This is a genomic window from Nocardia sp. MH4 (assembly GCF_019266065.1).
Lineage (GTDB): Bacteria > Actinomycetota > Actinomycetes > Mycobacteriales > Mycobacteriaceae > Nocardia > Nocardia canadensis.
Genome location: NZ_LPNR01000098.1, coordinates 68,944 through 82,775, shown reverse-complemented (window position 1 = coordinate 82,775; position 13,832 = coordinate 68,944). Strand labels below are relative to the sequence as shown.

The 13,832-nt window shown below is 69.5% G+C and carries 14 protein-coding genes; 6 read left to right on the top strand and 8 right to left on the bottom strand.

The window, feature by feature from the left end:
* Positions 1-27: 27 nt before the first annotated feature.
* From ATM97_RS14715 to ATM97_RS14700, 4 genes are all read right to left on the bottom strand, one after another.
* Positions 28-555, bottom strand: coding sequence for a hypothetical protein (locus ATM97_RS14715; RefSeq protein ID WP_218718578.1), 528 nt, complete (start codon positions 553-555; stop codon positions 28-30).
* A 152-nt stretch (positions 556-707) separates the two neighbouring features.
* The gene (locus tag ATM97_RS14710) at positions 708-1,694 is read right to left on the bottom strand and encodes an o-succinylbenzoate synthase (RefSeq protein WP_218718577.1); all 987 of its coding nucleotides are present in this window, start codon (positions 1,692-1,694) and stop codon (positions 708-710) included.
* Positions 1,695-1,723: 29 nt separating this feature from the next.
* A complete protein-coding gene (locus tag ATM97_RS14705; RefSeq protein WP_255587774.1) occupies positions 1,724-2,140 on the bottom strand; it encodes a Uma2 family endonuclease in 417 nt (138 codons plus the stop codon).
* A 49-nt stretch (positions 2,141-2,189) separates the two neighbouring features.
* The gene (locus tag ATM97_RS14700) at positions 2,190-3,359 is read right to left on the bottom strand and encodes a thiolase family protein (RefSeq protein ID WP_218718575.1); all 1,170 of its coding nucleotides are present in this window, start codon (positions 3,357-3,359) and stop codon (positions 2,190-2,192) included.
* A gap of 105 nt (positions 3,360-3,464) precedes the next feature.
* On the opposite strand from ATM97_RS14700, the gene ATM97_RS14695 reads away from it, so the two are divergent.
* Complete coding sequence (locus ATM97_RS14695) at positions 3,465-3,983, top strand: winged helix-turn-helix transcriptional regulator (protein ID WP_374104860.1); 519 nt, start codon at positions 3,465-3,467, stop codon at positions 3,981-3,983.
* A gap of 49 nt (positions 3,984-4,032) precedes the next feature.
* On the opposite strand, the gene ATM97_RS14690 is transcribed toward ATM97_RS14695, so the two are convergent.
* Complete coding sequence (locus ATM97_RS14690) at positions 4,033-4,680, bottom strand: NADPH-dependent F420 reductase (RefSeq protein WP_218718573.1); 648 nt, start codon at positions 4,678-4,680, stop codon at positions 4,033-4,035.
* Positions 4,681-4,838: 158 nt separating this feature from the next.
* Positions 4,839-5,921 carry an ABC transporter ATP-binding protein gene (locus tag ATM97_RS14685; RefSeq protein ID WP_218718572.1) on the bottom strand — a complete coding sequence of 361 codons (1,083 nt, stop codon included), beginning with the start codon at positions 5,919-5,921 and terminating at the stop codon, positions 4,839-4,841.
* A gap of 145 nt (positions 5,922-6,066) precedes the next feature.
* Between ATM97_RS14685 and ATM97_RS14680 the strand changes: the two genes are divergently transcribed.
* From ATM97_RS14680 to ATM97_RS14660, 5 genes are all read left to right on the top strand, one after another.
* Complete coding sequence (locus tag ATM97_RS14680; protein WP_218718571.1) at positions 6,067-6,861, top strand: LLM class F420-dependent oxidoreductase; 795 nt, start codon at positions 6,067-6,069, stop codon at positions 6,859-6,861.
* 71 nt (positions 6,862-6,932) lie between these two features.
* The gene (locus ATM97_RS14675) at positions 6,933-8,723 is read left to right on the top strand and encodes an ABC transporter substrate-binding protein/permease (RefSeq protein WP_218718570.1); all 1,791 of its coding nucleotides are present in this window, start codon (positions 6,933-6,935) and stop codon (positions 8,721-8,723) included.
* Entirely contained in the window at positions 8,720-9,445 is a 726-nt protein-coding gene (locus ATM97_RS14670) for an amino acid ABC transporter ATP-binding protein (protein ID WP_218718569.1), read from the top strand. Before ATM97_RS14675 ends, ATM97_RS14670 begins: the two co-directional genes overlap by 4 nt.
* A 95-nt stretch (positions 9,446-9,540) precedes the next feature.
* On the top strand, positions 9,541-9,837 hold the full coding sequence (locus ATM97_RS14665) for a hypothetical protein (protein ID WP_218718568.1): 297 nt from the start codon (positions 9,541-9,543) through the stop codon (positions 9,835-9,837).
* Positions 9,838-9,965: 128 nt separating this feature from the next.
* Positions 9,966-11,033, top strand: coding sequence for an alpha/beta hydrolase family protein (locus ATM97_RS14660; protein WP_218718567.1), 1,068 nt, complete (start codon positions 9,966-9,968; stop codon positions 11,031-11,033).
* A gap of 4 nt (positions 11,034-11,037) precedes the next feature.
* On the opposite strand, the gene ATM97_RS14655 is transcribed toward ATM97_RS14660, so the two are convergent.
* Both ATM97_RS14655 and ATM97_RS14650 read right to left on the bottom strand, forming a co-directional pair.
* Positions 11,038-12,282, bottom strand: a complete 1,245-nt coding sequence (locus ATM97_RS14655) for a CHAT domain-containing protein (protein WP_218718566.1) — start codon at positions 12,280-12,282, stop codon at positions 11,038-11,040.
* A complete protein-coding gene (locus ATM97_RS14650) occupies positions 12,279-13,793 on the bottom strand; it encodes a lipopolysaccharide assembly protein LapB (RefSeq protein WP_218718565.1) in 1,515 nt (504 codons plus the stop codon). The genes ATM97_RS14655 and ATM97_RS14650 overlap by 4 nt, the downstream gene beginning before the upstream one ends.
* Between the last annotated feature and the right edge of the window lie 39 nt (positions 13,794-13,832).

Here is a 13,832-nt window from a genome sequence, read left to right as displayed (position 1 = left end):
GCCCACAATTAAGTTGTGCACAACCATTCAGTGGAATGCGACGGCGAGAAACCCGGAGACGTAGGCCACCCCGAACAGCACCGGCACCCACTGCTCGATATGCGACAACGGCCAGTACCGCGCCCGATCCCGCCCCTCCCCGAGTGCCCACCATTCGCCCTTCCAGAACGGCGACGCGGGCAACCGCTCCTCCAGCGCCCCCACCACCTGATACTTCGCCGCGTTCAGCAGTCGATAGCTGCGCACCAGGTAGAACCAGGCGAAACACTGCCCGAGGACGGCGATCAACGGAATCACCAGCCACCTCGCGGTATCGCCGGGCGGCGACTTCCCGAACACGGTGACCAGGGTGAAGATGCCGGTATTGAGCGTCAGGAAGAACGAGTTCGCCAACCCCCGCCGCGCGCTCACCCGGTCGGCCATCTCCACGCAGAGCCGATACTGCTCGAGGACGGCGCTGTCGTAGGCGGCGGTGCGTTCACCGGCCGCTCGACCGACCGCCGGGTCGTTCCAGAGCCGGTCGCGGAGCTCGGACGCTCGATCGTTGTCGTCCACCGCTCGCCTCCACGGTGTCGCGTGCAGGGTGATCACCCTCCGAGCCTGCCGCCGACGGGCGCGTGGGTCGCGGGTAGTCGACTACTCGGCTTCGCCCGGGTCGATGCGCGTGTGCCGAGGGGATGGACCACCGAGATCGGCGAGCGGGGGCGTCACCGGCGCGGCATGGACCACCCCGGGTCGGCGGACAGCAGCGCGCTGACCCGCTCGTACCGCCGCAACCACCACGCGGTCCGGTCGATATCCGGGTGGCGGTACTTGTCGAGCAATGTCGGATCGGGTTCCGGCGCGGCGGTGGGCACCGGGAGCCAGCCGTCGACCGGGCGCAGCGAATCGGCGACCAGATCGCCTTCGAACAGTGCGAGAGTGCCCAAGCCGCAGGCAAAGTCGAGATCCGGCAGGGTGCCTGCCAGCGCGATCTGCGCGGCCAAGCCGACGCTGGTCTCCAACGCCGAGGACACCACGGTCGGCAGCCCGGCGGCCGCGGCGACCGCCAGCGCCCGCCGTACCCCGCCCAGCGGAGTGCATTTCAGCACCGCCACATCAGCGGCACCCGCCACCGCGACCCGCAACGGATCCTCGGCCCGCCGGATCGACTCGTCCGCCGCGATCGGCACGTCGACCCGCCGCCGCACCTCGGCCAGCTCCTCGACCGTCCGGCACGGCTGTTCGACATACTCCAATCCACCAGCGGCCCGGTCGATCTCCCCGATGTGCCGAACCGCGGTCTCGACATCCCACACCGCGTTGGCATCGACCCGGATCGCCCCGTCCCCGATGGCTTCCCGTACCGCCGCCACCCGAGCCAGATCCTCCGCCAACGACCCCGGGTGATCGGCCACCTTCACTTTCGCCGTCGCGCACCCCGACTCCCGCACGATCCGCCGGGCCCGCTCCGCGTCCACCGCGGGCACCGTGCAATTCACCGGCACCCGATCCCGCACCGGCGCGGGCCACCCCACCGTCGCCTGCTCGACCGCGGTAGCCAGCCACCCCACCGCCTCCCGATCGTCATACTCGGGAAACGGGCAGAACTCTCCCCACCCCAATTCGCCCCGAATCAACATCCCCTCACGCACGGTGATCCCCCGAAACCGCGTACGCAGCGGAATCGCATAAACGAACGTCTCGGCACCCACCCCGCGATCGTAGAACCCGCCGGTGTGTCTCAGTCGATGCCCTCGTCCAACTGTTCCCAGGTCAGTACGACGGGAAATGGCGTCAACGTATCGATGGCCGCCGCGTAATCGTCGGTGCGATTGCGGAATCCGTTCGATACGTACCGTCCCTCGGAGTTGAGGGTGAGCATCTCGATGGACACGGCGGGTCCGTCGTCGTTGGCCATCCGGACGATCCAGTAGTGCTGAATGCCGTAGCGGGCGTATTCGGAGCGCTTATCGATGGTGTCCGCGGTGACAGTGGTCGGTGACACGACTTCGACCGCCAGAATGGTGTCGGCGACGGTCGGCTTGGTCTCCCATCGATTCCGTGGCGTTTCGATACATCGGTAGACGATGGTGTCGGGCCGCTGGTAATGGAACGGGACTTCCGACACCAGCATGTCGATATCGCGGTTGACTCGCAGGCACGGATCGCGCCGGACGCGCTTCGCCTCGCCCGACCCGGGCAGGGTTTCAGAGGCGTTCGATGATGGTGGCGTTGGCGAGGCCGCCTGCTTCGCACATCGTCTGCAGGCCGTAGCGGGCGCCGCGCTGGTGCAGGGCGTGGACGAGAGTGGTGGTGAGGCGGGCGCCGGACGCGCCGAGGGGGTGGCCGAGGGCGATGGCGCCGCCGTTGACGTTCACCTTGGCCGGGTCGGCGCCGGTTTCCTGGGCCCAGGCCAGCACGACCGGGGAGAAGGCCTCGTTGATCTCGATCAGGTCGATGTCGTCGAGGGTCAGGCCGGAACGGCGCAGCACCTTCTCGGTCGCGGGGATGACCGCGGTGAGCATGAGCAGTGGATCGTCGCCGGCGACGGCGAAGCTGTGCAGCCGTGCCAGCGGGCGCAGACCCAGCTCGGCGGCGCGTTCGCCGGACATGATGAGCACCGCCGCGCTGCCGTCGCTGACCTGGCTGGCCGAGGCCGCCGTGATCTCCCAGCCGATCTGCGGGAAGCGCGCCGCCATGGCGGGGTCGTAGTAGGCGGGCTTCAGCTTGCCGAGCGTCTCGAGCGTGGAGCCGACCCGGATGCCCTCGTCGGTGTCGAGCCCGTTCAGCGGTGCCAGCTCGGCGCTGAAGAGTCCGTCTTTGGTGGCGCGAGCGGCCTTTTCGTGGCTACCGAGCGCGAACTCGTCGAGCTGGGTGCGGGTCAGACCCCACTTCGCGGCGATCAGTTCGGCGCTGATTCCCTGGGGTACCAGCCCGTCCGGGTAACGCTCGGTGAAGGCGACGCCGGACAGATCGGTGGCCCCGATCAGATTGGCGCCCATGGGAACCCGGCCCATGGACTCCACACCGGCGGCCACCACGACGTCGTAGGCGCCCGCGATCACGCCCTGGGCGGCGAAGTGGATGGCTTGCTGACTGCTGCCGCACTGCCGGTCGACGGTGGTGGCCGCCACCGACTCGGGATACTCGGCGGCGAGCGCGGCCCGCCGGGTCATGTTGGAGCCCTGTTCCCCGACCTGGGTGACGATGCCGCCGATGACGTCGTCGATCAGGGCCGGGTCGATGCCGCTGCGCTCGACGACCGCGCGCAGGCTGTGTGCGAGCAGGTCGACGGGATGGATGTCGTGGAGCGCGCCGTTCGGCTTGCCCCGGCCGATGGGGGTGCGTACCGCTTCGACGATGACCGCGTCTCGCATGGGAGTCCTCTTTCGACGGTGAGCCAACGCTGACTCTATCCAACAATAGCCAGCTTAGGCGCTAACTATCATCTCCTCAAGTCAGAGGTGGGTATGATGTCGGTCATGGCAGCCGTGATGGAAGGGCCACTGGCCGATCTGAGCAAGTGGGATACCGCGGGCTGTTCGATCGCGCGGGCCATGGACCTGATCGGAACGCGCTCGGCGGTGCTCATCCTGCGCGAGGCGTACTACGGCACCACCCGCTTCGACGGCTTCGCCCGCCGCGTCGGCATCACCGATGCCGCCGCCGCGAGCCAGCTCCGCAAGCTCACCGCGGCCGGGCTCCTGGAAAAGCGCCCCTACCAGGAAGAAGGCAAGCGCACCCGCAACGAGTACGTGCTCACCCAGATGGGCCGCGACCTACTGCCCGCGGTGGTCGCCCTGTGGCAGTGGGGCGACACCTACCTCCAGCCCGGCCCGGCGCCCCTGCATCGGGTCGACGTCACCACGGGTGCGCCGGTCCGCGCCGAACTGCGCAGCGCCGACGGCACCGAGGTCCCGCTCGAGCAACTCGCCGTCCGCGTCAACCCCGACTACCTGCGCTACCGCGACGCCGAGCGCGCGAAGGGCCGGGACACCTGATCGCCTCGCCCCGAGGGGTGACGCACTCGGTCGTCGCCAGGTGAACCACTCAGGCGGTGAAGACGCCGATGTTCACGTCCTCGGTGCCGAGAGCCTGGAACAGGCTGACCCAGAGGAGAACCATCGGCTCGGTGCTGCGGGCGGTGTGGAGGGGGCCCAGGTCGATGAGCTGATCCGGAGCCCAGCCGAACGCGGTGAGCACCTCGGTGACGGTCTTCTTGGCGGCGGCGTCGTCACCGCTGAGGAAGATGCTGTGCTTGCCCGGGATCCGGCCGGGGTCCACCATCACCTGGTTGTTGGTGGTGTTGAGCGTCTTCACGACGAACGCGTCGGGGAAGGCGGCCTGGAGCGACTCGGCCACGCTGCCCTCGGCGGGCACGACGAGTTTCGGCGGGAAGCCCTGGGAGAAGTCGAGCGGGTTCGACACGTCGACGACGACCTTGCCGCGCAGGTTCGCCGCGCCCGCCGCGGTGAGCGCGGCCAGCGAGACGGTGCCGGAGGTGGCGTTGACGATCAGCTCGGCGGCGGCCGCCGCGTCGGCGAAAGTGCCGTGAGCGCCGCCGGTTTCGGCCGCCCAGGCGGTGGCGTCGGGATTGTCGGCCGTGCGCGACCCCATCGTCACCGTGTGCCCGATCTCGACCAGCTTGCTCGCCAGCCGACGGCCGACCTGCCCTGTGCCGAGTACTGCTACGCGCATTTTCCGCTACCTCGTCTGTCGCGACCCCCGCCCGGCGAATGCCGGGGCCCGGTCAGCATAGGCCCAGGTGAGGGCATTCGCCGAGCGACTACGCGCACAGCTGAATCGGACGTGCGCGGAGCCGGGCGAGCGACACCGATCGCCCGCCCGGACCGCAGTCAGCGCAGCCGACGACCGTCCACGGCGCTGAAGAAGTACACGTGCTCGGGATCGGTGGTCAGCTCCAGCAGCTCGCCCCTGGCCGGCGGCCTGCGCCAATCCACCCGCGCCACAATGGTCTCCCCGGCCTGCCCGCCCGCACCGTCGGCCAGCGCGCGACCGTAGACGTAGGCGTCGGAGCCGAGCTCCTCGACCACGTCGACCTCCATCCGCAGCCCACCCTTGCCCACCTCGAGGTGTTCGGGCCGGATGCCGAGCACGACCGAGCCCTCGCCCGCGTCGGCCACCGCGCGCGGCACCCGCACCGGGTAGCCGCCGATGGTGACCGTGCCGTCGGCGACGGGCAGCGTGAACAGGTTCATCGCGGGCGAGCCCATGAACCCGGCGACGAACACGTTCGCCGGATCGCGATAGAGATCGCGCGGCGAGGCGCACTGCTGCAGCAGGCCGTCCTTGAGCACGGCGACGCGGTCGCCCATCGTCATGGCCTCGACCTGGTCGTGGGTGACGTAGACGGTGGTGGTGCCGAGCCTGCGCTGCAGCTGGGCGATCTGGGTGCGGGTCTGCACGCGCAGCTTGGCGTCGAGGTTCGACAGCGGCTCGTCCATCAGGAACACCTGCGGCTGGCGCACGATCGCGCGGCCCATCGCCACGCGCTGACGTTGACCGCCCGACAGCGCCTTGGGCTTGCGGTCGAGGTACTGCTCGAGGTCGAGCAGCTTGGCCGCCTCCAGCACGCGCTGGTCGCGCTCGGCCTTGGACACCTTGGCCAGCTTCAGCGCGAAGCCCATGTTCTCCGCGACCGACATGTGCGGGTAGAGCGCGTAGTTCTGGAACACCATCGCGATGTCGCGATCCTTGGGCTCGGCGTTGGTGACGTCGTTGTCGCCGATCAGGATCCGGCCGCCGTTGACCTCCTCGAGGCCGGCCAGCATGCGCAGCGAGGTGGACTTGCCACAGCCGGACGGGCCGACGAGGACCAGGAATTCGCCGTCGGCGATCTCCAGGTCGAGTGCGTCGACGGCGGGTGTGGTCGCACCGGCGTAGAGCCTGGTGGCGCGGTCGAAGGTGACGGTAGCCATGCGTAGTTCAACATCCCATCCCGGCAGGAACGTGCCGGACGATCCGAGTACAGGGTCGCTGGGATCGTAGCGGCCCGCCCGGACCCGCTCGGTATTTCCGGGTAGCCTCGGGCGCGGAGTCCACCCGAGTGCCGAGGAGCGCGGTATGAGTCGTCCAGTCCGTATCGGAGTCCAGCTTCAGCCGCAGCACGCGCCCGACTACGCGCTCATCCGCGACGCGGTGTTGCGCGCGGAGGACGCGGGCGTGGACATCGTCTTCAACTGGGACCACTTCTTCCCGCTCACCGGTGACCCCGCCGGCGCGCATTTCGAGTGCTGGACCATGCTCGGCGCGTGGGCCGAGCAGACCGAGCGGGTCGAACTCGGCGCGCTGGTCACCGGCGGCGGCTACCGCAATCCCGATCTGCTCGCCGATATGGCCCGCACGGTCGACCACATCAGCGGCGGCAGGCTGATCCTCGGGATCGGCGCCGGCTGGTTCCAGCGGGACTACGACGAGTACGGCTACGACTTCGGTACCCCGGGCACCCGGCTGAACCTGTTGAAGGACAACCTGGCCCGGATCAAGACGAGGCTGGCGAAGCTGAACCCGGGGCCGGTCCGGGAGATCCCGATCCTGATCGGCGGTGGCGGCGAGCGCAAGACGCTGCGCCTGGTCGCCGAGTACGCCGACATCTGGCATTCCTTCGTCGATGTGGACACGCTGGCGCACAAGAACAAGGTCCTCGCCGAGCACGCCGCCGCCGTCGGTGCCGACGCGGACCGGATCGAGCGGTCGGTGCAGTGGCAGGGTCGCGAGCAAGCCGACGCGTTGCACGCCGCGGGTGTCACGCTGTTCACCGTCGGCGTCTCCGGGCCCGACTACGACCTCGGCACCGTGCGCAAGGCCATCGAATGGCGCGACGATGTGAACCCCGAACTCCTGGAAGGCCTCGCCTGACCTGCTGATCCGTCCCGACGCGGGGTGCGCGTAACCCTCGCCGTGCAAGGTTGCGGCTAGGGTCTATCGCCATGGCAGGTGTGCGTGCTGTGCGAACCCGGGCGCGGTTAGCCGCGTTGTTACTGCTCGTCGGCGTGGCCGCGACCGGCTGTGGCGACAGTGGTGACACGGCGACCCGTGATCTGTGTTCCCCACCCGGCGCGAGCGCGGCCACGGCCGCGCCGACCAACCTCGCCTCCTCGGCGACCGCGGGCACCGATCGCTACACCACCGCGACCACCGCGCCGATCGAGTCGATCGATACCGGCAAGCTCGGACTGCTCAATCCCGGGACGCTCAGCGTCGGCACCCTGTCGGACGCGCCGCCGAGCATCTGCGTGAACGGGCAGGGCACGTTCACCGGCTTCGACAACGAATTGCTCAGGGCTATCGGCGAGAAGCTCGGACTGCGGGTCGAGTTCTCGGGTACGGAGTTCGCCGGTCTGCTCGCACAGGTCTCGGGCAAGCGGTTCGACGTGGGCTCGTCGAACATCACCACCACCGACGCCAGGCGGGAGCTGGTCGGTTTCACCAACGGCTACGACTTCGGTTACTTCTCGCTGGTCGTGCCGCAGGGCAGCGCCATCAAGGGCTTCGGTGATCTGAGCGGCAGCACCAGGATCGCGGTCGTGCAGGGCACCGTGCAGGACGAGTTCGTGGTCAACCAGCTGAAGCTGGATCCGGTGAAGTTCCCCGACTACAACACCGCCTACGCGAATCTGAAGTCGGGTCAGGTCGACGCCTGGGTCGCCCCGTCGGCCCAGGCCGAGGGCGCGATCAAGCCCGGCGACGGAATCGTGGTCTCGGAGAACACCTTCAGCCTGGACAATTTCGTCGGCTACGCCGTCGCCAAGAACAATCAGCCGCTCATCGACGCGCTGAACTCCGGCCTGGACGCGGTGATCGCCGACGGCACCTACGCCCGGCTCTACGAGGACTGGGTACCGCGTGAACTGCCGCCGGGCTGGAAGCCCGGCTCCAAAGCCGTGCCAGCCCCGCAACTTCCGGACTTCGCCGCGATCGCCGCGGCGCAGGAGCCGGGGCAGACCGAGCAGGCGGTGCAGAAGTCGACCCTGCAGCAGTTGAAGGACACGTTCTTCGACTGGTCCCTGTACCGCAAAGCCTTTCCCGATCTGATCAAGACCGGTCTGCCGAACACGCTGATCCTGGCGCTGGTGTCGGGCGTGCTCGGCACGGTGCTCGGCATGATCCTGGCGGTGATGGGGATCTCGCGCACCCGCTGGTTGCGCTGGCCCGCCCGCGTCTACACCGACATCTTCCGTGGTCTGCCCGCCGTCGTGATCATCCTGCTGATCGGCCTCGGCATCGGTCCGGTCGTCCGCGACATCACCGGCGGCAACCCGTACTGGCTCGGCGCGATCGCGCTGGCGCTGCTCGCGGCCGCCTACATCGGCGAGATCTTCCGCTCCGGCATCCAGTCGGTCGAGCCGGGCCAGCTCGAAGCCGCCCGCGCCATCGGTTTCGGCTACCGCCAGGCGATGACGCTGGTAGTGATCCCGCAGGGGGTGCGGCGGGTGCTGCCCGCGCTGATGAACCAATTCATCGCGCTGATCAAGGACTCGTCGCTGATCTACTTCCTCGGCCTGCTCGCCTCCCAGCGTGAGCTGTTCGCTGTCGGCCGCGACCTCAACGCCCAGACCGGCAACCTGTCCCCGCTGGTCGCCGCGGGCCTGATGTATCTCGTGCTGACCATCCCGCTCACCCACCTGGTGAACTACATCGACGGGCGGATGCGCACCGGCAAACCGACGCCCGCCGACCCGATCGAGCAGGCTGTCATCACGGAAGGACGCGGCGCATGAGTGCCTCCTTGACCGGCACCGGCCTCCACCTGACGCTGGGCAACAACCACATCCTGCGCGGGGTCGACATCCACGTCGAGGCCGGCCACGCGACGACCGTCATCGGCCCGTCGGGCTCGGGCAAGTCGACCCTGCTGCGGGTGCTCAACCGCCTGCACGAGCCCGATTCCGGCGACGTGCTGCTCGACGGCAAGTCGGTGCTGCGCGACGATCCCGACAAGCTGCGTCAGCGCATCGGCATGGTCTTCCAGCACTTCAACCTGTTCCCGCACAAGACGGTCGCCGACAATGTCGCGCTCGGCCCGCGCAAGCTGCGCGGGCTGTCGGCCGAGCAGGCGCGGGCGCTGGCGCTGGAACAGCTCGAGATCGTCGGGCTCGCCGGCAAGGCCGACGCCAGGCCCGCCGCGCTGTCCGGCGGCCAGCAGCAGCGCGTGGCCATCGCCCGCGCGCTGGCCATGAAGCCGGAGCTCATGTTCTTCGACGAGGCCACCTCGGCGCTGGACCCGGAGCTGGTCAAGGGAGTGCTCGCGCTGATGGCCGACCTCGCCTCGGGCGGCATGTCGATGATCGTGGTGACCCACGAGATGGGCTTCGCCCGTAGCGTCTCCGACAGCGTCGTGTTCATGGACCAGGGCGTCGTCGTGGAGACCGGCACCCCCGACGCCGTGTTCGACGACGCCGCGACCCCGCGCCTGCGCCGCTTCCTCGACCAGGTCCTCTGACCAGGTCGAACGCGGTTATGGCAACACATGCGCAACTGTTAATGTCGAGGGTGTTCCAGCGTGAATCGACCGGTACGAGTACAGGGAGAGCACCGATGACAACGGCACATGTCGAGCATCCAGAACACACCCACGTCCACGGCCCCACCTGCGGGCATGTCGCGGTTCCGCACGAAGATCACGTCGACTACGTCCACGACGGCCACCTGCACCGCGAACACGACGGCCACTTCGACGAGTGCGAGACCACAGCACACGTCCAGCACTCCACCCACGACCACGTCCACGGCCCCGGATGCGGGCATGTCGCGGTGCCACACGGTGACCACGTCGACTACATCCACGACGGCCACCGGCACGCGGCCCACGACGGTCACTACGACGACCACTGATCCGCTGACCGCCGTCGCGCGCCCGCAATACTGTCGGCTCGACGGCCGAGCACCCGCCGGATACTGTTCGGTGTCCTGGCGGTCAACCGAATGTCTGCCGATTCAAGTTTCTGGGGAGAGCTCGGCGGATGGTCGGAACAATCAGGCGCGCACTGGCTTCGGGGACCGCCGCGTGCGTGCTGGCGGTATGCGCCACCGTCCTCGGCGCGGGCAACGGCCTGGCCGAGGGCGGTGATTCGATCGTCGAATCGAAGAAGCTGCTCGCGACGCCGACCACGGCCGACGGCTCGCACATCGTCTCCAGCCGGATCGGCGAGCGCGATCTGAGCATGCTGGTCTTCTCGGCCGCGATGAACAAGGCCGTCACGATCAAGGTGCAGCGACCGAAGGACGCCTCACGGCCGCGACCGGTGCTCTACCTGCTCAACGGCGCGGGCGGCGGCGAGGACCGGGCGACCTGGTGGCAGAACACCGACGTCGGCGATTTCCTCGCCACCAAGGACGTCAACGTGGTGATGCCGATCGGTGGCGCCTGGGCGTACTACACCGATTGGCAGCGCGACGACCCGACGCTGGGCCGCAACAAATGGCGCACCTTCCTGCTCGACGAGCTGCCGCCACTGGTCGATCAGGCCCTCGGGACCAACGGCGTCAACGCCATCGCCGCGAACTCGATGACCGCGACGGCCGTGCTCCAGCTGGCCGAGGCCAGGCCCGGCTTCTATCAGTCCGTCGCCGGATACAGCGGGTGCGCGCAGATCGCCGATCCGATCGGTCAGCAGTTCACCAAGCTGGTGGTGCAGACCTACGGCGGCGGCGATGTGCGCAATATGTACGGCGCCGACGACGACCCGGCGTGGGCCGCCAACGATCCGGTGCTGCACGCCGAGAAACTGCGCGGCACAAGGCTGTTCGTCTCCGATTCCTCCGGTCTGCCCGGCCCGCACGACAGCGTCGACGATCCGTACATGATGAACCCGACCCCGGCCGGCCTGGCGAATCAGCTCATCGTCGGCGGCGTCATCGAGGCCGCGGTCAACTGGTGCACCCGCAATCTGGAGACCAGGCTCGGCGAGCTGGGCATCCCGGCCACCTTCGACCGCCAGGCCACCGGCACCCATTCGTGGGGTTACTGGCGCGACGCCTTCCATCGGTCGTGGCCGGTGCTCGCCGCCGGCCTCGGCCTGCCCGAGTAGGTCCTCAGTCGGTCACGGTGGCGAAAGCCGCCCAGAGCAGCGGGGAGTTCTCGGGGGCCGGGTCAGCTCGCCACGCGTCCAGCCGCGCCCGCTGCCAGGTCAGCAGCGTGGGGACCGGTGTGGACGAATCGTGCGCCGTGTCGACGGCGCAGATGGCGGCCTGCAACGGAGACCCGGTGGCGGCGGTCAAGGTGTGGAAGGCGTGATCGGTGGGCAGCGGCCACCGGGTGGCGGTCACCAGTTCCGCGCCGGCCGACAGCGCGGCCGTGGTGAGGCCGAGGGCCTCGGTGAAGCGCAGGTCACCGCCGCTCTCGCAGGCGATCAGGGCGACCCGGCTCGGCATCGGCCACAGCGCGCGGCCGGCCGTGGGGGCGGGGTCGATGGTGTGCGTGCCGAGCAGCAGGTCCTTGGCCGACAGCGGACGATGGGTGCGGGTGGGGGTCGCCAGGCCGCGCGCGTCGGCGGTGCAACTCAGGTGCAGCTCGGCGTGCTCGCTCTCGCCCGACTCGGGCGGCGGCGCGGTGACATGGCCGACGTACACGAGTCGGCTGGCGCCGGCCCGCAGCGCCGTGGACAGCCACTCGCGGTCGGTGTCGGTGCGGCGGAACAGGGCGACCGGATCGCCGACGTGCGGGACCAGCCTGCCGTCGTAGCGGCTGAAATGCTGGGCCACCAGGGTGTCGGCGCTCGGCCTGCCGAGGACCGAGCCCAGCTCGGAGTCCGCCCGATAGCCGGGCACGCGCGGATCGAGCACCGCGACGACCGGTAGATCGGCGGTCTCGGTCCAGCGACGCACGACCCGTTCCGGCGCGTGTACCACCGAGGCGGGCGCGAGCAGACTGACATCGGCGATATCGAGCAGCCGGAGTTCGGGATCGGGCGCGATGATCTCCCACGGCACCTGCGCCAGGCGCGGCGAGGGCTGGATCCGCAGATGCGGCCGGATGCCGCGCTGGGACAGCTCGTAGAGCTGCACGGCGAGCCCATAGGGCAGCAGAGCCCGGGAAAGCGCCTGGGCCAGATCGTTTTCCGCGGTGGGGTTCGCCAGCGCGCCCTCGGTCATCACCCGCCGCAGCTCGTCGGGACGCGCGGGGTCGGGGACCGCGTCGCCCAGCAGCCGCAGCACCTCGCGAACCTGATCCCTGGGCAGGGTACCGACGCCACGGGCGGCGGTGTCGTCGTCCCACCGCCACGACACGTAGACATCGCCGGCGTCGGCCATCCTGATCACGGCGGTCGGGGCGTTCATAGCGTGATCACCCGGTCGTCGCGCACCGGCCGCGCGTAGCGTCGCTCGGCGTAGGAGATGAAGTCCGACAGCACGATGCGGCCGTCGTCGGACAATCGCGGCGGTGGTGCGACGGGAATGCCCGCGGCGGCGGCGACGTCGGCGAGGGCCGCGCCGAGCTGGAGCGCGGGCGCGAAGACGGGCTCCTCGTCGGGGGCGTCGAGCAATTCGAATCCGAGCGTGGGCGTGACCGTGTCGTCGAAGGCCGCCGGATCGAGACTCGTTCCCGCGCACTGGGTGTCGATCAGATCGCTGACCAGCTGCCCGTCCCCGGACAGCACCGCGAAGCGGAAGGCCAGCCGCATGGCAGGCGCGGCGACGGCGCGATGCCAGTGCTCGCGCTGGTTGCCGTTGGGCAGGGTGTGGCGCACCGCGTCGATCGCCAGCGCGGCGGGCACCGCGAGCCCGACCCCCTGCGCGACCAGCGCCGGATCCGGGTGCGTGGCCCGCTCGATCGCGGTGTGCAGCAGTTCGGCGTGCCAGTAGTCGAGCTGGGCGCAGTGCAGGCCGAGGGCGTGTGCCGAGTACTCGGCGAAGGCCGCCGCGAGCAGCTCCTCACAGCGCCGCGGGTCGCCGAGGGCGAACAGCACGGTGGCCAGTCGCAACCGGACGTCGGCGGCGTCGAGGACCACCCCGGTGCTGTCGAAACGATCCAGTGCCCGCAGGTAGTGGGTGCGCGCGGCGACGTAGTCGCCGCGGCCTTCCGCGAGGAAACCCAGCGTCTTGTAGCCGATTCCGGACCAGTGCCCCAGCTCGGCGCCCTCGAAGAATTCCTGGCTGGAGCGCAGCGGCTCCTCGGCCTCGTCGTAGCGCCCCGCCCTGACCAGCATGATCGCCAGGTTCTGCGACGCCTCGGCGACCGCGGCCTGATCGCCGGTCGCGGCGAAGGCGCTCATCGCCTGCCGGGCGAAGTCGAAGGCCATCTCGTGCCTGCCGGTCTCGAACGAGCTCGCGGCCAGGTTCATCAACGGATGGCCCGCCAGTTCCGGCGCGAAACGTTCGGTCGCGCCCAGTGATTCGTGCGCCAGCTCGGCGGCGTGCGCCCACTGCCCGCGGTGCAGCGCCACCGCGGTCAGCGAGAGCAGGCAGGCCACCCGGACCATGCCCTGGTCGGTGGTGTCGGCGAGCAGCTCGCGCGCTTGCTCGAGCGACTGCTGCGCCGCGTCGAGCTCACCGAGATGCTGTTGCGCCTGCGACAGGTTGACCAGGGCGGCGGGCCGCTGGTGCGCCGCGTCCTCGGGCAGCACGGCCAGCGCGGTCTGGAGCAACTCGACCGAGCGCCGATGCTCGCCGATCTCGTCGGCCATGCTCGCGGCATTGATCAGCGCCGCGCTGCGCAACCGCGGCGCCGCGCCGTCGGCCACCCGCTCGAAGATCGCCAGCGCGCCGACGAGATCGCCGCGCTGATACGCCTCGTACCCCTCGGTGAGCTGGGCATCGTCCTTGTCGGAGGTCTTGCCTACCGCTGCCATCTGCTACCTCGCCTCGGTCGGGGACGGTCGTCGCGTTCG